This is a genomic window from Streptococcus mitis, assembly GCF_005144795.1.
Classification (GTDB): Bacteria; Bacillota; Bacilli; order Lactobacillales; family Streptococcaceae; genus Streptococcus; species Streptococcus mitis_BB.
This window is the reverse complement of record NZ_SWFJ01000010.1, coordinates 33,322-54,526: the sequence shown is the minus strand read 5'-3', so window position 1 is coordinate 54,526 and position 21,205 is coordinate 33,322. Positions and strand designations below refer to the sequence as shown.

Below are 21,205 nucleotides of genomic sequence, written 5' to 3'. Positions count from 1 at the left end.
AGTAACTAAAAGGAGAAAAAAATGGACGAATCGAGAGAGTTAAATGCCGTCATCGATGTCATTATGTTAGCAGGAACCATTCTCCTTAAAAGTGGTTCAGAGATTCATCGTGTAGAAGATACCATGATTCGTATTGCGCATTCGCAGGGAATTTTGGATTGCAATGTTCTAGCTATGCCTGCCGCTATCTTTTTCTCAATTGAAAATACCAATATTTCGCGTATGAAGCGCGTGACTTCCTCTTCTTATAACATTGAAAAAGTCTGCGATGTCAACCAGATTTCTCGTCAACTGGTTGGGGGGCGAATTGATTTAGAGACAGCCTTCAAGCAATTGACGGTCTTGCAAGCCCAACCCCTTCCCTATACCAAGTTGCAGGTGACTCTGGCTGCGACCTTTAGTGCCCCTTTCTTTTCGGTTATGTTTAGTGGAAACATCTACGATGCACTTGGGGCAGGAGTAGCTACCTTATTTGGTTTTGCCTTTTCCCTCTATGTGGAAAAATTTATCCGAATTCCTTTTGTAACAGCCTTTGCTGGAGCCTTTGTCTTTGGGCTGATAGCCCAGTTTTGGGTTCGTTACACAGGCTTTCCTTCAACGGCAGACTTGATTATAGCAGGAGCAGTCATGCCTTTTGTACCAGGAATTGCTCTGACAAATGCCGTACGGGATATCATGACAAATCATATCAATTCTGGTATGAGCAAGATGTTTGAATCTTTGCTCATTACCCTCGCCTTAGGGGCTGGTACTTCTGTAGCCCTAGTATTAATGACCTAATATGACACTAACAACTATCTTACTACAAGCCATTGCGAGCCTACTCGCTATTATTACTTTTTTAATTGTTTTGAATGTACAGCGCTCTATGTTGTTACCTGCTGGTATTCTTGGGATGGGCGTCTGGATTCTGTATATTTTACTCAAGGATCCTACAAATGTCATTGTGGCTACTTTTATAGCTGCGGTAATAGGATCTTGTATTAGTCAAATTTTAAGTATTCTCTATAAGACACCGGTGGTTGTTTTTGTATTGGCAATTTTAGCTCCCTTAGTCCCAGGCTATTTATCTTATCGGACGACTGCTTTTTTTGTTACTGGAGATTATAATCATGCAATTGCAAGTGCAACCTTGGTTGTCATGTTGGCTTTAGTAATTTCTATTGGTATGGCAAGCGGGACGGTTATTTTAAAGCTTTATTATTATATTCAAAATCATAGGAGAGCTTCCTTCTGATGTTTTCTTAAACAGACTTGATTTGGTGAATCAAGTCTTTTTTCTCTCTTTTACTGCTATTTGTGATAAAATAGTATAGAACGATTTTTTACAATGAATGAAAAAACAGAGGTAAATATGACAATCGGTATTGATAAGATTGGTTTTGCAACCAGTCAATATGTCTTGAAATTACAAGATTTAGCAGTAGCGAGGGGAGTTGACCCCGAAAAATTTAGCAAGGGACTCTTGTTAAATGAAATTAGTATTGCGCCCATGACTGAGGACATTGTAACCTTGGCTGCGAGTGCAAGTAACTCTATTTTGACAGATAAAGAAAAAGAAGAAATTGACATGGTCATCGTTGCGACTGAGTCAGGAATTGACCAGAGTAAGGCTGCTGCGGTCTTTGTGCATGGATTGTTGGGTATTCAGCCCTTTGCTCGTAGTTTCGAGATTAAAGAAGCCTGCTATGGAGCAACAGCTGCCCTCCATTATGCAAAACTGCATGTGGAAAATTCTCCAGAGTCCAAGGTCTTGGTCATTGCCAGTGATATTGCCAAATACGGTATTGAAACTCCAGGAGAACCTACTCAGGGTGCTGGAAGTGTAGCCATGTTGATTACACAAAATCCACGCATTATGGCCTTTAATAATGACAATGTGGCTCAGACCCGTGACATCATGGATTTCTGGCGTCCTAACTATTCAAGTACTCCTTTTGTAAACGGTTTGTATTCGACTCAGCAATATCTTGATAGTCTTACGACAACTTGGGATGAGTATAAGAAACGCTATGATTGGACTATGAATGATTTTGCAGCTATCTGTTTCCACTTGCCTTATCCTAAGTTGGCCCTAAAAGGCTTGCGCAAGATAATGGACAAGAATCTACCGCAGGAAAAAAAGGATAATCTGCAAGAAAACTTTGACAAATCAATTCTCTACAGTCAAAAGGTGGGAAATATCTACACAGGATCCCTCTTCCTTGGACTTTTATCTCTTTTGGAAAATACAGATAGCTTGAAGGCTGGAGATAAAATTGCTCTTTATAGTTACGGAAGTGGTGCCGTGGCGGAGTTCTTCAGTGGTGAATTGGTTGAAGGATATGAAGCATATCTAGATAAAGACCGCTTGAACAAGCTAAACCAAAGAACTGCCTTATCTGTTGCAGAATACGAAAAGGTTTTCTTTGAAGAAGTTGACTTGGATGAAACAAACTCTGCCCAGTTTGCTGGATATGAAAATCAAGATTTTACCTTGGTTGAAATTCTCGACCACCAACGCCGTTATAGCAAGGTTGAAAAATAATGAAGATAAGTTGGAATGGATTTTCTAAAAAATCATACCAAGAGCGCCTCGAGCTGTTAAAAGCTCAGGCGCTCCTTAGTCCTGAGAAACAAGAGAGTTTGGAGCAGGATGAACAGATTGGTGTGACTGTGGCAGACCAGCTGAGTGAGAATGTGGTGGGAACTTTTTCTCTGCCTTATTCGCTGGTCCCAGAAGTACTTGTCAACGGTCAGGACTACACAGTTCCTTATGTGACAGAAGAACCGTCCGTGGTTGCTGCAGCCAGCTATGCCAGTAAAATCATCAAGCGAGCAGGTGGTTTTAACGCTCAAGTCCATGAGCGCCAGATGATTGGGCAGGTAGCCCTTTATCAAGTTGCTGATCCTGAACTAGCGCAAGTGAAGATTGTCAGCAAGAAAGCTGAACTCTTGGAGCTTGCCAATCAAGCCTATCCTTCTATCGTCAAACGAGGAGGTGGGGCGCGTGATTTGCATGTAGAGCAGATCAAAGGCGAAACAGACTTTCTCGTTGTTTATCTCCATGTCGATACCCAGGAAGCCATGGGTGCCAATATGCTCAACACCATGCTGGAGGCCTTGAAACCAGTCTTAGAAGAACTCAGTCAGGGACAGAGTCTCATGGGGATTCTATCAAACTACGCGACCGATTCTCTAGTGACGGCAAGTTGCCGCATCGCCTTTCGCTACTTGAGTCGCCAAAAGGATCAAGGACGAGAAATTGCAGAGAAGATAGCCTTGGCTAGTCAGTTTGCGCAGGCTGATTCTTATCGAGCAGCGACCCACAATAAAGGGATTTTTAACGGTCTAGATGCGATTTTAATTGCCACTGGTAATGACTGGCGTGCCATCGAAGCGGGTGCACACGCCTTTGCGAGTCGAGATGGACGTTATCAAGGTCTCAGCTCTTGGCGTCTGGACTTGGAGACAGAAGAATTGGTTGGTAAGATGACTCTTCCTATGCCTGTGGCGACCAAGGGTGGCTCTATCGGTCTCAACCCTCGTGTAGCCCTCAGTCACGAACTACTGGGAAATCCATCTGCTAAAGAATTAGCCCAGATCATTGTCTCTATCGGGCTTGCACAAAACTTTGCGGCCCTAAAAGCCCTGGTTAGCACAGGAATCCAACAAGGTCACATGAAGCTACAGGCCAAATCCTTAGCTCTCCTAGCAGGTGCTAGTGAATCCGAGGTAGCTCCCCTAGTCGAGCGCCTCATCGCAGATAAAACCTTTAACCTAGAGACAGCCCAGCGCTATCTAGAAAAATTAAGATTATAAAAAACTCAGACAGATCGGTCTGAGTTTTTTATACTTATATGCTTTTTCCTGGTAATAGGGTGACTGGTAAGAAGTAGCCTGTTGTGGCGACTTCCTTGCCTTCGATCTTCTGTAATAGGAGATCAACCGTTAGGCAGGCAATTTCTTCCATAGGTTGTTTGATAGTAGCCAGTTGAGGGTAGTAATTCTCGATAAAGTAGGTACCATCATAGCCGATGACTTTAAGCTCTTCAGGGACAGAAATGCCCAGTTCTTGAGCGATTTTAATGACCAGAATAGCTGTTAAGTCATCTGAAGCAAAAATGGCGTCTGGTTTTTGACGGGTCAAGATATTTTTGATTTCCATTTCCTTTCTAACTGGAGAAAAGTCACTGGAAACATTGATAATAGGGGCATTTGGCAGAATAGATGCAAAACCAGCGTGGCGTAGCCCAGTTGGCGAATTGGAATTGTCATTCCCTGTAATCATGATGATAGACTGGGCACCTGTCTTAACTAAGGTCTGGGCTGCAAGAACTCCACCAGCATAGTTGTCAGAGGAAACGACAGGAATATCTGGTGACAGATTTCGGTCAAAGGAAATAATCGGCGCTGTCACGCGATTGTAGTCTTCGATTCCCAAGTTGTGACTACCAGAAATGATGCCGTCCACCTGATTGGCTTCCAACATTTCGATGTATTCACGTTCCTTTTCAGAATCGTGCTCACTGTTGCAGATGATGGTCTTGTAACCATTTTTGAAGAGTTGGTGTTCCAGCTTATCAATCAATTCTGCATAGAAAACGTTGGAAATATTGGGGAAAATCAAGCCGATTAACTTAGCTGATTTTCCTTGCAAGCTACGAGCTAGGTTGTTGGGTTTATAGCCCAATTCTCGCATGGCTTCATTGACTTTTTGAATGGTTTTCTCAGAGAGATAACCTTTTTTATTGATAACCCGAGAAACGGTAGTAGGGCTGACGCCTGCAAGTTTGGCGACATCAGTTAGTTTTGCGACCATAATCTAATTCATAGTAAGTTCCAGTTGGGTTTCCAGATTTAATCAGGATACCATTTTGGTCTGCATGTGGGAAGACACGACCGGAAAATACTTTTTCTCCTTTATTGATGAAAATTTCAAAGACAGAGTTATCGACGAAAATCGTAGCAGTAGTAGCTTGATTCTCGATAGGGCAAGAGCGAGTTGTTCCAAATTCTTGGGCATACTGTTCACCAACCTGGCTACGATCCACTGTCACTTGACCATTTACAAGGTCGAAGTTGATGGAAAGTCCCTTGCCTTCTTGATCAGCAAGTAAGACAATCTCGCTCTGGCTATTAGCTTCCAAGTTGAGTTCGAGTTCATAAGTGTTCTTGGTTTGGGAACGGTTTGAAAAGGCTTCTTCAGAGGCACGAAGGTCCTTGACAGCTGCGACAGGATATTGGTAGAGTTTGCCGTCTTTGATAGTGAGTTCCTTGACCAAAGAGAAGGTTCCTTGGTGGTCAAAACGGTCAGATGGATATGAAACATCAGGTAAACCAAGCCAGCTAACAGCTAGAGCACGCCCATCAGGAGCGTTGAAGGCTTGAGTTGCATAGGCTTCGAAACCATAATCCATGTTTTGAAGTTGAGACACATCTACCATTTTGGCATTTTTAGGGTCAAAGGAAGTTCCAATCTTATACATATTTGGATAGATATTATCGTAGTCTAGAACTTTCTTATCCAATCCTTGTGGACAGTAGAGAAGGACAGGTTGCTCCCCTACAAAGACCAGATTTGGGCATTCCATCATGTAGGCAGTACGGTCGTTAGCAAAGTCAAGGTCGCCAACTGCTTGCCAGTTTGTGTAGTCATTATCGGCAGCCTTGTAGAGACGGACGAAACCTTTTTTCTCCAAGTCTTGACCACCCACGATGGCATAGTATTGACCTTTAAAGTTAAAAATTTGAGGATCACGGAAGTGGTCAGTAGAGTCTGCTGGCTGGTCAATCAAGATTTTGTCAATCTTCGTAATCTTGCCATCCTTATCCATCAAAGCCCCAATCTGGTAGGGGTGACGGATCCAGTTTTCATCGCGAACATTTCCTGTATAGAATAGGAACAAGCTATCGCCAAACTGCATGGCAGAACCAGAGTAGGCACCGTGGCTATCTAATGGAGTGTCAGGCAAAACTTTGACTCCAGTTTCTGTGAAGTGAACCAAGTCCTCACTTTCCAACTGCACCCAAGATTTCAAACCGTGGGCTGCACCAAAAGGAAAGTTCTGATAAAAAACAACCCACTTCCCATCAAAGTAGGAAAAGCCATTTGGATCGTTGAGAAGTCCTGTTTTTGGCTCAACATGGTAATGAGTATGCCATGGAGATTGAGCCATATTTTCCTTTATATGTTGAATTTCTTCTTGCGTCCAATCTTGATAAAGTCTGTAACGACGCTCAGTTGTCCATTCCATTCATTCATTCCTCCAAAAATCTTATCACTTTTAATAGTAACCGTTTTCGATAAAAAATGCAAGCCTTTTATGTTAAAAAAGAGAAAAAACTGTCAAACGTTTATCACAAATTAAAAGCAGAAAATCAATCAACTTTTTACGAAAATATGAAAGATAATGAAATTGAAGCCTTTTTAATCATGATTTTAAACTTATTTTTTTAAGTAATACCTGATAAAATAGTAAAAAACAATCAATCTAAAGCGTGTACACTAAGTGGATAGAATATTTTTCTGCAAAACGCTTGACATATTTCTAAAACATGATAAAATAATAGTCGTAAGGGCGAATAAAATCGCTTTCAAACAAGAACAAAATTTTATATAAGGAGATTTTTGCAAATGAACAATCAGGAAATTGCAAAAAAAGTCATCGATGCCTTGGGCGGACGTGAAAATGTCAACAGTGTTGCCCACTGTGCGACTCGTCTTCGTGTCATGGTCAAAGATGAAGGAAAAATCAATAAAGAAGTGATTGAGAACTTGGAAAAAGTTCAAGGTGCTTTCTTTAACTCAGGTCAATACCAAATCATCTTTGGTACAGGTACAGTTAATAAAATGTACGATGAAGTTGTTGCACTTGGTTTGCCAACATCCTCCAAAGATGACATGAAAGCAGAAGCTGCTAAACAAGGGAACTGGTTCCAACGTGCTATCCGTACTTTCGGTGACGTTTTCGTTCCAATCATCCCAGTTATCGTTGCGACAGGTCTTTTTATGGGTGTACGTGGTCTCTTAACTGCTCTTGGAATGACACTTCCAGCTGACGTGACAACTTACACTCAAATCTTGACAGATACAGCCTTTATCATCTTGCCAGGTTTGGTTGTGTGGTCAACCTTCCGTGTATTCGGTGGAAATCCTGCCGTTGGTATCGTTCTTGGTATGATGCTTGTTTCTGGCTCACTTCCAAACGCTTGGGCAGTCGCTTCAGGTGGTGAAGTAACAGCTATGAACTTCTTTGGTTTCATCCCTGTTGTTGGCTTGCAAGGTTCCGTTCTTCCAGCCTTCATCATCGGGGTTGTCGGAGCTAAATTTGAAAAAGCTGTCCGCAAGGTTGTTCCAGATGTCATTGACCTCTTGGTAACGCCATTCGTGACACTTTTGGTCATGTCAATTCTTGGACTCTTTGTCATCGGACCAGTCTTCCACGTCGTTGAAAACTACATCCTTATCGCTACAAAAGCGATCCTCAGTATGCCATTTGGTCTTGGTGGTTTCTTGATCGGTGGGGTTCACCAATTGATCGTCGTGTCAGGTGTGCACCATATCTTCAACTTGCTTGAAGTGCAATTGCTTGCTGCTGACCATGCTAACCCATTCAACGCGATCATCACAGCTGCTATGACAGCTCAAGGTGCTGCGACTGTTGCGGTTGGTGTTAAAACTAAAAATCCAAAACTAAAAACACTTGCTTTCCCAGCTGCTCTTTCTGCCTTTCTAGGTATTACAGAGCCTGCTATCTTCGGGGTAAACTTGCGCTTCCGTAAACCATTCTTCCTTTCATTGATTGCTGGTGCAATCGGTGGTGGATTGGCTTCTATCCTTGGACTTGCAGGTACTGGTAATGGTATCACCATCATCCCTGGTACAATGCTTTACATCGGTAACGGACAACTTACACAATACCTTCTTATGGTAGCTGTATCATTTGCCCTTGGTTTTGCTCTTACTTACATGTTTGGTTACGAAGATGAAGTAGAGGCGACTCCATCTGCAAAACAAGCTGAAGTTGTTGCAGAAAAAGAAGAAGTTGCCCCAGCAACTCTTCAAAATGAAACACTTGTAACTCCTATCGTTGGTGATGTTGTCGCTCTTGCTGATGTCAATGACCCAGTCTTCTCAAGTGGAGCTATGGGCCAAGGTATCGCTGTGAAACCAAGTCAAGGTGTAGTATATGCACCAGCTGATGCTGAAGTTTCAATTGCCTTTCCAACAGGACACGCTTTTGGTTTGAAAACAACTGATGGTGCTGAAGTTTTGATTCACGTTGGTATTGACACTGTATCTATGAATGGTGAAGGTTTTGAAGCAAAAGTTGCTCAAGGTGACAAGGTTAAAGCTGGCGATGTTCTTGGAACATTTGACTCAAACAAAATCGCTGCAGCTGGTCTTGATGATACAACAATGGTTATCGTTACAAATACAGCTGACTACGCTTCAGTAGCTCCAGTCGCAACGGGTTCAGTTGCGAAGGGGGATGCTGTGATCGAAGTGAAAATCTAATCAATCCTCTCTAATGTGAAAACGAACAAATGACATGTTTGTTCGTTTTTGCTTGAATGGTAAGATTTACAGAGGAAAATCTAAAAAATAGAGAAATTTAGATTTTCGAAATATGCTATAATAAAGAAAATAAAAACAAGAGGTTTATCATGACAAAATTATATGGAAGCTTGGAAGCGGGCGGTACAAAGTTTGTCTGTGCTGTCGGTGATGAAAACTTTAACGTTGTAGAAAAAACACAATTTCCAACAACAACTCCAATCGAAACAATCGATAAAACCATCGAGTTCTTCTCAAAATTCGACAACCTTGCTGGTCTTGCAGTTGGTTCATTTGGTCCGATTGATATTGATAAAAACTCAAAAACTTATGGCTTTATCACAACGACTCCAAAACCAAACTGGGCAAATGTGGACTTGCTTGGTGCCCTTCGTCGCGCCCTAAACGTGCCTATGTACTTCACGACAGATGTAAACAGCTCTGCTTATGGTGAAGTGGTTGCCCGTAACAATGCGGGAGGCCGCATCGAAAACTTGGTTTACTACACAATCGGTACAGGTATCGGTGCAGGTGTTATCCAACGTGGTGAGTTTATCGGCGGTGTGGGTCACCCTGAAATGGGTCATTACTATGTGGCTAGACACCCAATGGATATTGAAAAAGAGTTTAAGGGTGTTTGTCCTTTCCATAAGGGATGTCTGGAAGGCTATGCAGCTGGTCCAAGTTTGGAAGCTCGTACAGGTGTTCGTGGGGAAAACATTGAGCTCAACAACCCTGTTTGGGATGTCCAAGCCTACTATATCGCTCAAGCTGCGGTCAATGCGACAGTGACTTTCCGTCCAGACGTGATTGTCTTTGGTGGAGGGGTCATGGCTCAACAACACATGCTGGACCGTGTCCGTGAGAAATTTACAGCTCTTCTCAACGGCTACCTACCAGTACCGGATGTGCGTGACTACATCGTCACTCCAGCAGTCGCAGGAAATGGTTCTGCCACACTTGGGAACTTTGTCCTTGCAAAAGAAGTTTCAAAATAAAGCACAAAATCCGCTTGGGAAACCAAACGGATTTTGTGGTTGAAAACAATATTTTTGATCCTTTCCTTAAGTGATTACGGACGGTAGCGACTTTCTTCGAAATTCCATACTTAAACTTTGAGCCTAATGTCTCAAAGTTTCCGAACACCTGAAACCATTAGATTTCAGGTGTTTCTATCACGGCGGAAAGGCTAGGTGAGTCCTCGCTTCACTATCGAAAAATAGGCATGATTTCCATACCAAAGTATATTTAGTATCAAGCTATAATCAATCTACGCTCTAAAAATCCGCTTGGGAAACCAAACGGATTTTTTACGTGTCAAAGCATTTGCCAGAAGAAGTCGATAATATAGGTCAGACCGTAGGTATAAACCACGAGGGTAAAGGGCTTGGTCAGAATGATGATGGTCATATAGCGCTTGAAGCTCATCTTGGTCAGGGCAGCCAGCATACAGAGAAAGTCAGCTGGACTAATGGGCCAAATCATCATAAAGATAAAGAAACGGTCAAAACGATTGCCCTTATCCAACCAGCCGATATACTTGTCATAGGTGCGCTTGCTGACGACAGACTGGACAAAGGCAGCCCCATAGAGGCGCACCAGATAAAAGATAATGGCACAGCCAATCACGATGCCAATATAGTTGTAGATCGTACCGATGATGTGGCCGTAGATAAAGACACCAGCCACCGAGGTCAAGGCCCCAGGAATGATGGGGACGACAGTCTGTAAAATCTGTAAAAAGATAAAGAGAGGTGGCCCCCAGATACCTGCCTGCTGGATAAAGGCAGAGAGGGTTTCCTTGGATTGTAAAATCCCAGCCTGATAAGCCCAAATACAGAAAATCAAACTCCCAACCCCACCGACAATCGATGAGATGTTGATAACTTGCTGTAGAAGGGGAGAAACAGCTTTCATTTGTTTATCCTGTGACATGTAAACTCCTCATAGATAGTATAACTCTACTATACCATATTTTGGAGGAGAAAGGGGGAATGAGTGTTTTTGATAAGGAATAGAAAGTAAATAGGTCTTCGAAACTTAGAATAGCTCTGTATACTAAAGTTTATATGTACTTTAGATTTAGAATAACTGTATTTCCATAAATTTAAAAGTATTCTACTGCTGATGGTGTTGGTCAACGCTCAAGAGGAATATGACCAAGTGGAAAGTAAGGCGCGTGTGCATAAGTCTGCCAAGGAAGTTAGCAAGACCAGACAAGTCCGTACGAACTTTCAACCAGCTACGACCTCTTTATGCGCTGTACCGTAGCTAGTGCAGAAGACTATCCTGAAAAGGAACACCTGACTCAACTCCTCAAGGCTCTGAATACAATCCGAGATAGCAAGCGCTGTCTCATCACTAGCAATAAGAAAGATAAAAAGACCAAATCAGCAGAACCAGCCCAAGTGGCAGGATAAAGACGACCCATTAGAAGCGGATTTCTAAGGGGGATTTTTATGGTTTCGTGGTATAATTTAAGCGTAAAAATAATTTTAGTTTACATTTTGTGTTTAAAATAGGAATTCATAATAGATACTAAAAATAATAACAGTAGGATGATTATAAAATTTTTGATAGTGAGTACATTTTGGAGAGTTTAAAGATTTTATCTTATTTGTTTTAGTAATTATTTTATGGTTTACATATAATCTGTGGAATAATATTCATTTCTTGACAGGTAGAAATGAAAGAAGAGAGTAACCAAACAATTTGCTGTATTTGTGTATTAGTAGATGGATTTTGTATGTAGTCACTAATCTCACTTTTTGAAATAAAATTTACAACTAAAACCATATATTTTTGGACATTAATTTGTCTGTTTGTTTCTTTGATTCTTTCTACTATAGAATTGCTAGAATTAGCAGATTCTCTTATTCGATTAATCTGTGTTTGTATATTATTATTTTTATATTTTTCTAACCACTTATGTTGATATGTTTGTTCTAAATTAATATTTTCGATATTATCTAGAAAAACTAGATTTTTTAACGCCTGACTAACTACATCATGTAATGCAGATGCAGATTTTTTACCTCTATCACTATCAACTTGTTTGTATTTTGCATGGAAAAATCCCAAGCGATTTTCATCGAAGGCTATGTAATCAGCACGTTCATTTCCTAAATCATCGCAAATGATATCAGTATATTCTAAACCGCGTAGTCTTTTTTCTAGTATATCAAAAATGGAATCGTCAGAAAAGTTAACTGAATTTTGATTAAATATGCCTTTTTCAGATTTAGCGTTTATCATATTATTTTCTGCATGGAAATAACGTAAAAATCCTGAATCTTGTAATTTAGAGTCTTGAAATAAGGTCTTTTTATAATAAAAAAATTGTGAATTATCAAAAAGTATAGTAGAATTATTTTCAATTAATTCTTTTAAAGTTATCTCTTTATCGTCATCCTTATACTTATAAAAAACATCAATATCTTCAATATGATATGTAATTGTTTTTTTGTTTTTATTAATTTTTAATTGCTTATTTTTACTAGTCTTAAATGCGTCCTCTATTCTATTATTAGTTGTATATTTAATTTTTTGTAAAGAGCTAGAATTGTTCTTATTGAGTTTAAGATTTATTCTACTGCTGAGTACGTAAGGATAGTTGTAATCAATTATATATTTATCATTTGATAAATTTTGTAAGTTAAATAAGCCATTATAATATTTAAATATAAAACAAGATTCAATTTCAACTTGTTCTTGACGAGTTATAAATCTCAAATCTTCATAGTCTTTTAAAAAATTTAAATCGATAAAAATTATTGTAGGAACTAACTCTTTCATTTTTGAAATATCTACAGGTTTTGCAAAATTATCAAAATATTTGGAACTGTTATTAGTATTAATACTATCAATAATAGTTTTACACCAGTTTATATATTCTTCAACCTTTAGCTTACCATTTCGATAGTTTAACTTGGATGTTGATGGAGATTGTGAAAATACAACTCCATCCTGAAGGACTCTAAAAGCTTTAAGTACATGTTTGGACGAATAAATTGGTCGAAAATTTTCTTGGAGTTTTTGCCCTTCAATGATTCTACTTCTGATACCTGACATTATTGAGGAGTTTGAAAGTGTAATTTTTTCAAATTCAGCTGTATCTTTAGTGAAGTATTTTGTGAATTCTTCAAAGGGAAGTTCAGTACCTATAATTTTTATAACCTCTTTATTGAGAGAACAAAATTTAGAATTGATTAAGATATATTCTTTATATTTTACAATAGTGCAGTAGCCATATTTAGTTTCTAATAATCTAGAGTCAGTAATAAATGAAGGTTCAGTTTGAATTTTAAAAACTTTTGAGTAGTAAAAAAAATCGGATTCATTCTTTTGATCAGTGAATTTATAGTTGCCGTTTCTTTTGTGGCAAGCACTATTAAAAAATTCATTCCATTCTTTTGGTGAAATTCTATCTTTAGCTTTAATTATTTTCACGCTAGAAGGAAATTGTAGTTTGGGTTCAGAATCAGGTATAAGTTGCATAATACGCCTTTCTAGATGTATAATTGATGTAGTTAAAAATTTTATGATTTAGTTCAATCTTACTTTATACTATCACATAAAATCAGATAAAACAATATTCTGTGAGTCTTTCTTTGTTGAAGAACTATATATGGACACTAATAATTTATGATAGTATATTGGTAAATTTTATTAGGGGATTGGTACGATGAAAAATGAAGCAAAAATAAGATTTAAAAAATATAATGATGTTTGGGAAAATGTTAAGTTAACAGAAATAGTACCTATAGTAATGGGGCAATCACCTGACAGTAAAAACTATACTGATAATCCAAATGATTATATACTAGTACAAGGTAATGCAGATATGCAGAACGGTAGAGTTGTACCAAGACTCTGGACAACACAGATTACAAAGTTAGCTGAAAAAGGTGATTTAATTTTAAGTGTTCGAGCACCAGTTGGAGATATAGGTAAAACAGATTACAATGTAGTTATCGGACGTGGGGTAGCGGCAATAAGAGGAAATGAGTTTATATTTCAATTATTGTCAAGAATGAAACAAACTAACTATTGGGCAAAATTTTCTACGGGTTCAACTTTTGAGAGTATTAATTCAAGTGATATAAAATTAGCTGAAATTTATTTACCTAGTCAAGACGAACAATCTGCTATCGGCTCTCTTTTCCGCACCCTTGACGACCTTCTTGCAAGCCACAAGGACAATCTCTCCAACTACCAATCTCTCAAGGCTACCATGCTCTCCAAGATGTTTCCCAAAGCTGGACAAACCGTTCCTGAGATTCGTTTGGATGGATTTGACGGTGAGTGGGAAAAAGTAAAGCTGAAAGATGTAACTGAGAGTATTGAATACGGATTAAATGCTTCAGCTAAGGAATTTGATGGAGAAAATAAATATATTCGTATAACTGATATTGATGATGTTTCTCGAAAATTTAAAGAAGATAGTTTAACATCTCCAGACATTGACGTAAGTGAATGCGACAACTATCTGTTGTGCGAGAAAGATATATTATTTGCTCGTACTGGCGCAAGTGTTGGGAAAACTTATCTTTATATTAAGAAAGATGGCAAAGTTTATTTCGCCGGTTTCTTGATTCGTGCTCGAATAAAAGACAAATTTGATTCAAAATTTATTTTTCAAAATACATTGACTGATAGATTCACACAGTATGTAAAAGTAACTTCTCAAAGATCGGGGCAACCAGGAGTTAATGGTAAGGAATATGGGGAATATGAGTTGTATTTACCAAATTATGAAGAACAACAAGCCATTGGTGCCTACTTTTCAAACCTTGATAACCTCATCAACTCTTACCAAGAAAAAATTTCTCAGCTTGAGATTTTGAAAAAGAAACTCTTGCAGGATATGTTTATATAGGAGATTAATTTTGGGTAATGAAGAATTATTAAACACAGTAAATTCACTAACTAATACTTATTATGCTGCTCTAGGTTTTGTTGCGACTGTAATATTAGGAATTCTGGCATTTGTATTTTGGGATAGAGTAAATTTTAAAAAAACTCTTGAAAAAGAATTTAAAACTATTTTAAAAGAAGAACTTAAGAATCAAAAGTTTGAAATAGATTATTACTATTTGAAGTATTTGCCATTCATTAAAAAATTAGAAACATACTATAAGGGTATGGGGATTAAAAAAGGTGGAATGATACGACCTTTTCTGAAATATTGTGATGGACCATTGAATGAGATGATAGCTTTGTATAATCGTTGTGTAAATACGTCTTTTCAACCATTTTTCGAAAGTTATTCAAGAGATTATTACGATATCTGTTACAATATAATAGAAGACACAAGAGAATTTGTAACTTATAGATTAGATACGTTAACAGAAATGGAGCTAAACGCTATAGTAAAAGTGAATAATTATATACCACAATTGAATTATATATTTACAAAATATGATTATTTAGAGTTTAAAGCAATTGTATTGGATAAAACTAATTAAACTATTTTTATGTATTGTTGAAACGATTAAGGATAGAAAGAAACATTATGGAAACAACACAAACTTCCCAGTCGCTTTACCAAGCCCTGTGGAACTCAGCGGATGTTCTCCGCTCTAAGATGGATGCTAATGACTACAAGTCCTATCTTTTGGGCATGGTCTTTTATAAGTATCTATCAGATAAGATGCTCTTTTTTGTGGCGGAGACTATGGAGGAGGGGAGTGAGAGTCTAGAGGCTGCCCTTGAAGTCTATCGCAACTACTATGAGGATGCGGACACCCACGAGGATCTTCTTGCAGTGATGAAGGACGAACTCAACTATAGTATCAAGCCTGACTTGACCTTTACGGCTCTTGTAGCACGTGTCAATGAGGGGACTTTCCAGCTGGAAGATTTGGCTCAGGGTTTTCGTGATATTGAGCAGAGTGATGAACTCTATGAAAACCTCTTTGAAGATATTGACCTCTATTCCAAAAAGTTAGGGGCAACTCCGCAAAAGCAAAACCAAACGGTGGCGGCAGTCATGAAGGAGTTGGCTGTGCTAGATGTGGCTGGTCATGCTGGTGATATGCTGGGAGATGCTTATGAGTATCTGATTGGTCAGTTTGCGACTGACTCGGGTAAGAAGGCTGGTGAGTTCTATACACCTCAGCCTGTTGCCAAACTTATGACTCAGATTGCCTTTTTGGGACGTGAGAACCAGCTAGGTTTTACCATCTATGATGCGACTATGGGCTCTGGCTCTCTCTTGCTCAATGCCAAGAAATACTCTCATAAACCGCAGACAGTGGTCTACTTTGGTCAGGAACTCAATACCTCGACCTATAACTTGGCTCGGATGAACATGATTCTACACGGTGTTCCTGTTGAGAATCAATTTCTCCACAATGCCGATACACTAGATGAAGACTGGCCGACTCAAGAACCGACTAACTTTGATGGTGTTCTCATGAACCCACCATACTCTGCCAAGTGGTCAGCAAGTTCAGGCTTTATGGCGGACCCTCGTTTCTCTCCTTTTGGGAAACTAGCGCCCCAGTCCAAGGCTGATTTTGCCTTTCTTTTGCATGGTTACTACCATCTCAAGCAGGATAATGGAGTTATGGCTATCGTCCTTCCTCACGGGGTTCTTTTCCGTGGAAATGCGGAAGGGACCATTCGTAAGGCCTTGTTAGAAGAAGGGGCCATTGACACGGTTATCGGTCTACCTGCCAATATCTTCTTTAATACCAGCATTCCGACTACGGTCATCATTCTCAAAAAGAACCGTACCAATCGTAATGTCTACTTTATCGATGCTTCTAAGGAGTTTGATAAAGGGAAAAACCAGAATATCATGACGGATGCTCATATCGAGAAGATTCTGGAAGCCTACAAGTCACGTGAGGAGATTGACAAGTTTGCCCATCTAGCAAGCTATGAAGAAATCGTCGAAAATGACTATAACCTCAATATCCCTCGCTATGTAGATACCTTTGAGGAAGAAGAAGTCGAACCACTGACAGATATCGTCAGCAAGATCAACACGACAAATCAAGCAATCCAAAACCAAACCGCTTCTCTACTTGAAATGCTCGGTCAACTCCACGGAACCACACCAGAAGCCGATGCCGAGCTCAAAGAGTTTTTGAAGGAGTTTGAAGGGTGATAAGAGTAATTGATTCGCTCATATTCTAAGATAAAATTTTATCTAGGCTGATATAGTTGTATTTTCTAACATTAGCGAGGAGGAGTTTTCTTCAAGCTCTATAGAACAGAGAACTATGAAATTGTATAACGAGCTTAAAGATTTAATATGGTAGAATAGAATATAAAGATTTTACTGGAAGCTTGCCTAGAAAGGAAAACCATGACACCGACTTATGAAATTGATAATCCCAACCTCTCTTATCAGACCAAGTTAGACTTATGGGAAACGGGATTTGGTTTACAAAAGGTAGATGATTTAGAGCCGTCGCCGTATATGAGAGAACTAGCAGAGCAAAATTCTCAAGGAAAGTTGACTTATCAAGAAGTTTATGATCAAGTAACGGTTTATCACCAAGAGACGGATGATAGCACAAGAGAAGCAGACCTTGTTGCTATGAGAATTGTGGAACTCTTGTCCTCTAATGCCTTTAAATTTGCTCCAACAACATTGAAAGTGATTCATAGAGAGCTTTTCTTTGGTCTCCTGCCACAAGGCATTCCCTTGGGAGAATACCGCTCTTATAACATTACAAAAAGTGAGGCTGTTTTAAACGGAGACAGTGTCATATATGATGATTTTCGCACGGTAGCAGATAGTTTGACCTATGATTTTCAGCAGGAAAGTCAATTTGACTATCGAGGAAAATCTGATATTGAAGTAGTGCAACATATTAAGACTTTTATTTCAGGTATTTGGCAAATTCATCCTTTTGGAGAAGGAAATACTCGAACCATAACAGTATTTTTGATTAAATATCTTAGAACTATGGGATTTCAGGTAGACAACAAACCCTTCCAAGAAAATGCAAAGTATTTTCGAGATGCTCTTGTTCTTGATAATGCAAAGCTATTCCAGAAAAAAACAGAATATCTGGAACGATTTTTTGAAAATCTCTTATTAGCTGGGCAACATGATTTAGAAATAGACTAAAGAGATGAATGGTTTATTGTACATTTTGAGTTAGAAATTATTCCACCTTTTGAAGATGGGAATGGTCGTATGGGGTGAGTGGGTTAGAGTCTTATCTTGAAGAGCATTATCAGATAACAAATGCAGTGGTACAAGAATTGACAGGATTGAGTGCAGCAACCATTTGTCGTTGTCTCCAACTATCTGTAAACCAAGGTTAGAAAAATCAGGAAGTACAAAAAACACTATTTATTCGCTCATATTCCGCTCATTTTTAAGATATAACTTTGTTTCCATATTTCCGGGGAACTAGTAGAAAGTAAGGAGAAATATGGAAAATAACAACCAACGTGCCCTTTGTCAGCGACTCTGGGCGGAAAATAAATACCTTGTTTTGAGCCATTCCAGCAATGTTTACAATGAGATTCGCCAATACTTGAAGAATGAAGAGGTGGAAGTGAGTCAGGTTCAGGAGATGATTGACCGTGCCTGTCAGATTCCAGAACACAGGGGTCAGGTTTGCAATGCCTTTCAGCATATTTGGGGATATTTCAAGAAGAAAGCAACGGAGACTGAACGCAAGGATTATATGTTTTTACTGGAGCGTTATCACTCTGGTCATGCCACCAAAGAAGACTTAATTGCTAAGACGAGAGACTTGCTTGAACGCTATCCCAATACCTACTTGCAACATTCGACTTTACTGAAAGGAGACGCCCATGAGACTTTGGCATGAGGCTTTGGTTTCACAACTTCCCCGTCCTCAACTCTTGGGGCAACATCGAGAGTGTTGCGCCCTGCGTGGCAATGGCTGGGGCAGAAAGCATGCGACGGTGGACTATGTCTTTACCCACTCGCCCTATCGTCTCTATGCCTATCATGACTTGATCATGAAGGAAATGGCTGTCCGTGGCTACAATGTCAGTCCAGAGTGGTTGGACAAGAACTACCGAGGTAAGACCTGCCCTCCTTATCAAGACTTAGCAGAGGAAAAGCTGAAAAGTCCTATATACAGCGAACATGATGCTGCCTACTATAAGGAGTGTCTGTCAAATCTCCGAGAGAAGGGGATCAACCTATAGTCTTTTCTAATAACAAGCCATAGTCACTTATAAGAATTACTAATAACACGTTTGAAGAGCCTAACTGAAATATTGTTAAAAAACAAGCTACACAAAGGATTTGAGGTATTTGTCTCAAGTCTTTTTCTTTTGTCTAAAATGGAGATATAGTTTCAAACTATATCAAAGCCTAATTTTTTACAATTATACAGATGATTTCTTTTCTGTTAAGATAGTTTCAACAACAAATTTTGGAGGACACATCATGTCAACTACAATCATCGGTTTCCCTCGTTTGGGCGAATTCCGCGAATTAAAATTTACAACTGAAAAATACTTTAGAAAAGAAATCTCAGAAGAAGAACTCTTGGCGGCCGCAAAAGATTTGCGTGCTAAACACTGGAACATTGTCAAAGAAAAAGGCATCACTGAAATTCCATCAAATGACTTTTCTCACTATGACAACTTCCTAGATGCAGCTTTCCTTTTCAACGTGGTACCTGCTTCAGTTCAAAACTTGGACTTGTCTGACCTTGAGCGATACTTCGCTTTGGGTCGTGGTTACCAAGGAGAAAAAGGAGACGTTCGCGCCCTTCCAATGAAGAAATGGTTCAACACCAACTACCACTACATCGTTCCTAAATTTGAAAAAGACACTCAAGTCAAACTTGCAGGTCACAAAATCTTTGATGAGTTCCAAGAAGCAAAAGAACTTGGATTGAACACTCGTCCAGTTCTTGTAGGTCCATTCACTTTCCTTCAATTGTCAGACTTTGAAGAAGGCGTGAAAGCAGAAGACTTTGTAGACAGCTTAGTTGCTGCTTACCAAGAAGTTTTTGCAAAATTGGCAGAACTTGGTGCGACTCGCATCCAATTGGACGAAGCGGCTCTTGTGAAAGATTTGACTGCCGAAGAAAAAGCCCTCTTCTTAAATCTCTACAACAAACTCTTGGCTGACAAAAAAGGTCTTGAAGTCTTGCTTCAAACTTACTTCGGAGACGTTCGTGACGTCTACGCTGACCTTGTAAACTTGCCAGTAGATGCTATCGGTCTTGATTTCGTTGAAGGTAAGAAAACTCTTGAATTGGTTAAAGGTGGCTTCCCAGCTGACAAGACTCTCTACGCAGGTATTGTCAATGGTAAAAACATCTGGCGTAACAACTACGAAAAGAGCTTGGCTATTCTTGAGCAAATCCCAGCTGAAAATATTGTCTTGACAAGTTCATGCTCACTTCTTCATGTGCCATTTACAACTGCTAATGAAGAATTTGAACCAGCAATCTTGAACCACTTTGCCTTTGCAGTTGAAAAATTGGATGAGATTCGTGATTTGGATGCTATCCTCAATGGTCAAGGTGAAGAAGCACTTGCAGCCAACAAAGAACTCTTTGCGACTGAGCGTGTTGGTGAAAATGCGGAACTTCGTGCGCGTATCGCTGGCTTGACAGACGCAGACTACACTCGTTTGCCAGCCTTTGCAGAACGTGAAGCTATCCAAGAAGAAGCTTTCAAACTTCCAGCTCTTCCAACAACAACGATTGGTTCATTCCCTCAAACAAAAGAAGTTCGTGCGAAGCGTTTGGCTTACCGTAAAGGTGAATTGTCTCAAGAAGAGTACGATGCTTTCCTTGCTGAAACAATTGACGAATGGATCAAATGGCAAGAAGATATCGACTTTGATGTCCTTGTTCACGGTGAATTTGAGCGTAATGACATGGTTGAGTACTTCGGTCAAAACTTGTCAGGCTACCTCTTCTCTAAAAATGGTTGGGTACAGTCATACGGTATGCGTGGGGTTAAACCACCAATCATCTGGGGTGATGTAACTCGTCTTAACCCTATCACTGTTAAATGGTCTAGCTATGCACAAAGCCGTACAAACAAACCTGTTAAAGGTATGTTGACTGGACCTGTTACCATCCTCAACTGGTCATTCCCACGTGAAGACATCTCTATCAAGGATTCAACTCTTCAAATCGCCCTTGCTATCAAGGATGAAGTGCTTGACCTTGAAGCTGCTGGTGTGAAAATCATTCAAATCGATGAGGCTGCTCTTCGTGAAAAATTGCCGCTCCGTCGTAGCGACTGGTACGAAGACTATCTTGACTGGGCAATTCCTGCCTTCCGCTTGGTACACTCAACAGTAGCGCCAGACACACAAATCCACACTCACATGTGTTACTCAGAATTTACAGATATCATTCCAGCTATCGACAACATGGATGCGGACGTTATCTCATTTGAGGCTAGCCGTTCAAACCTTGAAATCTTGGACGAACTCAAAGCGAAAAACTTCCAAACAGAAGTGGGACCTGGGGTTTATGATATCCACTCACCTCGTGTACCAAACGAAGGCGAAATCGACCACACAATCGAAGCCATCCTTGCTAAAGTGCCAAGCAAGAAAGTTTGGATCAACCCTGACTGTGGTTTGAAAACACGTGGTATTCCAGAAACAAAAGAAAGCTTGATCCGCCTTGTTGAAGCAGCTAAAGCTGCGCGTGAGAAATTGTAAGATAAGGATTTCTCTAGAAGCGC

The 21,205-nt window shown here is 39.7% G+C and carries 17 protein-coding genes and 1 pseudogene; 14 read left to right on the top strand and 4 right to left on the bottom strand.

The features are described from left to right. The first annotated feature begins 21 nt into the window (after nucleotides 1-21). The 4 genes from FBF73_RS07905 to FBF73_RS07890 all read left to right on the top strand — a co-directional run bounded on the left by FBF73_RS07905 (nucleotide 22) and on the right by FBF73_RS07890 (nucleotide 3,801). Nucleotides 22-780 (top strand): threonine/serine exporter family protein, encoded by a 759-nt coding sequence (locus FBF73_RS07905; RefSeq protein ID WP_124787875.1) that lies wholly within the window; start codon nucleotides 22-24, stop codon nucleotides 778-780. Nucleotide 781: 1 nt separating this feature from the next. Then, complete coding sequence (locus FBF73_RS07900; RefSeq protein ID WP_136937459.1) at nucleotides 782-1,237, top strand: threonine/serine exporter family protein; 456 nt, start codon at nucleotides 782-784, stop codon at nucleotides 1,235-1,237. A gap of 117 nt (nucleotides 1,238-1,354) precedes the next feature. Beyond that, nucleotides 1,355-2,527 (top strand): hydroxymethylglutaryl-CoA synthase, encoded by a 1,173-nt coding sequence (locus FBF73_RS07895; RefSeq protein ID WP_169435199.1) that lies wholly within the window; start codon nucleotides 1,355-1,357, stop codon nucleotides 2,525-2,527. After that, complete coding sequence (locus FBF73_RS07890) at nucleotides 2,527-3,801, top strand: hydroxymethylglutaryl-CoA reductase, degradative (RefSeq protein ID WP_136937457.1); 1,275 nt, start codon at nucleotides 2,527-2,529, stop codon at nucleotides 3,799-3,801. Before FBF73_RS07895 ends, FBF73_RS07890 begins: the two co-directional genes overlap by 1 nt. 34 nt (nucleotides 3,802-3,835) lie before the next feature. On the opposite strand, the gene FBF73_RS07885 is transcribed toward FBF73_RS07890, so the two are convergent. After that, nucleotides 3,836-4,801, bottom strand: coding sequence for a LacI family DNA-binding transcriptional regulator (locus FBF73_RS07885; protein ID WP_136937456.1), 966 nt, complete (start codon nucleotides 4,799-4,801; stop codon nucleotides 3,836-3,838). Beyond that, entirely contained in the window at nucleotides 4,782-6,236 is a 1,455-nt protein-coding gene (locus FBF73_RS07880) for a sucrose-6-phosphate hydrolase (RefSeq protein ID WP_136937455.1), read from the bottom strand. The genes FBF73_RS07885 and FBF73_RS07880 overlap by 20 nt, the downstream gene beginning before the upstream one ends. Before the next feature lie 380 nt (nucleotides 6,237-6,616). Between FBF73_RS07880 and FBF73_RS07875 the strand changes: the two genes are divergently transcribed. After that, entirely contained in the window at nucleotides 6,617-8,500 is a 1,884-nt protein-coding gene (locus FBF73_RS07875; RefSeq protein WP_136937454.1) for a sucrose-specific PTS transporter subunit IIBC, read from the top strand. A 149-nt stretch (nucleotides 8,501-8,649) separates the two neighbouring features. Next, entirely contained in the window at nucleotides 8,650-9,537 is an 888-nt protein-coding gene (scrK, locus tag FBF73_RS07870) for a fructokinase ScrK (RefSeq protein ID WP_000164309.1), read from the top strand. A gap of 319 nt (nucleotides 9,538-9,856) precedes the next feature. Here scrK and FBF73_RS07865 read toward each other — a convergent pair whose 3' ends face one another. After that, on the bottom strand, nucleotides 9,857-10,474 hold the full coding sequence (locus tag FBF73_RS07865; RefSeq protein WP_000076168.1) for a TVP38/TMEM64 family protein: 618 nt from the start codon (nucleotides 10,472-10,474) through the stop codon (nucleotides 9,857-9,859). A 204-nt stretch (nucleotides 10,475-10,678) separates the two neighbouring features. On the opposite strand from FBF73_RS07865, the pseudogene FBF73_RS07860 reads away from it, so the two are divergent. Further along, nucleotides 10,679-10,959 (top strand): annotated as a pseudogene (locus tag FBF73_RS07860) (hypothetical protein); the annotation flags it as partial. Nucleotides 10,960-11,173: 214 nt separating this feature from the next. Here the strand turns inward: FBF73_RS07860 and FBF73_RS07855 are convergent. Then, nucleotides 11,174-13,036, bottom strand: coding sequence for a hypothetical protein (locus FBF73_RS07855; RefSeq protein ID WP_136937453.1), 1,863 nt, complete (start codon nucleotides 13,034-13,036; stop codon nucleotides 11,174-11,176). A 187-nt stretch (nucleotides 13,037-13,223) separates the two neighbouring features. Between FBF73_RS07855 and FBF73_RS07850 the strand changes: the two genes are divergently transcribed. The 7 genes from FBF73_RS07850 to metE all read left to right on the top strand — a co-directional run bounded on the left by FBF73_RS07850 (nucleotide 13,224) and on the right by metE (nucleotide 21,182). Continuing rightward, nucleotides 13,224-14,417, top strand: a complete 1,194-nt coding sequence (locus tag FBF73_RS07850) for a restriction endonuclease subunit S (RefSeq protein WP_136937452.1) — start codon at nucleotides 13,224-13,226, stop codon at nucleotides 14,415-14,417. Nucleotides 14,418-14,427: 10 nt separating this feature from the next. Next, nucleotides 14,428-15,006: a hypothetical protein gene (locus tag FBF73_RS07845; protein ID WP_136937451.1), complete on the top strand. Its 579-nt coding sequence runs from the start codon at nucleotides 14,428-14,430 to the stop codon at nucleotides 15,004-15,006. A gap of 47 nt (nucleotides 15,007-15,053) precedes the next feature. After that, nucleotides 15,054-16,655 (top strand): type I restriction-modification system subunit M, encoded by a 1,602-nt coding sequence (locus tag FBF73_RS07840; RefSeq protein ID WP_136937450.1) that lies wholly within the window; start codon nucleotides 15,054-15,056, stop codon nucleotides 16,653-16,655. Between the two features lie 201 nt (nucleotides 16,656-16,856). Continuing rightward, nucleotides 16,857-17,627: a Fic family protein gene (locus FBF73_RS07835; RefSeq protein WP_136937449.1), complete on the top strand. Its 771-nt coding sequence runs from the start codon at nucleotides 16,857-16,859 to the stop codon at nucleotides 17,625-17,627. Nucleotides 17,628-17,937: 310 nt separating this feature from the next. Further along, nucleotides 17,938-18,342 carry a YbgA family protein gene (locus FBF73_RS07820; RefSeq protein ID WP_136937448.1) on the top strand — a complete coding sequence of 135 codons (405 nt, stop codon included), beginning with the start codon at nucleotides 17,938-17,940 and terminating at the stop codon, nucleotides 18,340-18,342. Then, nucleotides 18,326-18,688 carry a TIGR02328 family protein gene (locus FBF73_RS07815; protein ID WP_136937447.1) on the top strand — a complete coding sequence of 121 codons (363 nt, stop codon included), beginning with the start codon at nucleotides 18,326-18,328 and terminating at the stop codon, nucleotides 18,686-18,688. Before FBF73_RS07820 ends, FBF73_RS07815 begins: the two co-directional genes overlap by 17 nt. 244 nt (nucleotides 18,689-18,932) lie before the next feature. Then, nucleotides 18,933-21,182: a 5-methyltetrahydropteroyltriglutamate--homocysteine S-methyltransferase gene (gene metE / locus FBF73_RS07810; protein ID WP_136937446.1), complete on the top strand. Its 2,250-nt coding sequence runs from the start codon at nucleotides 18,933-18,935 to the stop codon at nucleotides 21,180-21,182. The last annotated feature ends 23 nt before the right edge of the window (nucleotides 21,183-21,205 follow it).

Bases quoted from the DNA above. Each gene is read 5' to 3' on its own strand.
- FBF73_RS07905 (WP_124787875.1), top strand. From the start codon at position 22: ATGGACGAATCGAGAGAGTTAAATGCCGTCATCGATGTCATTATGTTA.
- FBF73_RS07900 (WP_136937459.1), top strand. From the start codon at position 782: ATGACACTAACAACTATCTTACTACAAGCCATTGCGAGCCTACTCGCT.
- FBF73_RS07895 (WP_169435199.1), top strand. From the start codon at position 1,355: ATGACAATCGGTATTGATAAGATTGGTTTTGCAACCAGTCAATATGTC.
- FBF73_RS07890 (WP_136937457.1), top strand. From the start codon at position 2,527: ATGAAGATAAGTTGGAATGGATTTTCTAAAAAATCATACCAAGAGCGC.
- FBF73_RS07885 (WP_136937456.1), bottom strand. From the start codon at position 4,801: ATGGTCGCAAAACTAACTGATGTCGCCAAACTTGCAGGCGTCAGCCCT.
- FBF73_RS07880 (WP_136937455.1), bottom strand. From the start codon at position 6,236: ATGGAATGGACAACTGAGCGTCGTTACAGACTTTATCAAGATTGGACG.
- FBF73_RS07875 (WP_136937454.1), top strand. From the start codon at position 6,617: ATGAACAATCAGGAAATTGCAAAAAAAGTCATCGATGCCTTGGGCGGA.
- scrK (WP_000164309.1), top strand. From the start codon at position 8,650: ATGACAAAATTATATGGAAGCTTGGAAGCGGGCGGTACAAAGTTTGTC.
- FBF73_RS07865 (WP_000076168.1), bottom strand. From the start codon at position 10,474: ATGTCACAGGATAAACAAATGAAAGCTGTTTCTCCCCTTCTACAGCAA.
- FBF73_RS07855 (WP_136937453.1), bottom strand. From the start codon at position 13,036: ATGCAACTTATACCTGATTCTGAACCCAAACTACAATTTCCTTCTAGC.
- FBF73_RS07850 (WP_136937452.1), top strand. From the start codon at position 13,224: ATGAAAAATGAAGCAAAAATAAGATTTAAAAAATATAATGATGTTTGG.
- FBF73_RS07840 (WP_136937450.1), top strand. From the start codon at position 15,054: ATGGAAACAACACAAACTTCCCAGTCGCTTTACCAAGCCCTGTGGAAC.
- FBF73_RS07835 (WP_136937449.1), top strand. From the start codon at position 16,857: ATGACACCGACTTATGAAATTGATAATCCCAACCTCTCTTATCAGACC.
- FBF73_RS07820 (WP_136937448.1), top strand. From the start codon at position 17,938: ATGGAAAATAACAACCAACGTGCCCTTTGTCAGCGACTCTGGGCGGAA.
- FBF73_RS07815 (WP_136937447.1), top strand. From the start codon at position 18,326: ATGAGACTTTGGCATGAGGCTTTGGTTTCACAACTTCCCCGTCCTCAA.
- metE (WP_136937446.1), top strand. From the start codon at position 18,933: ATGTCAACTACAATCATCGGTTTCCCTCGTTTGGGCGAATTCCGCGAA.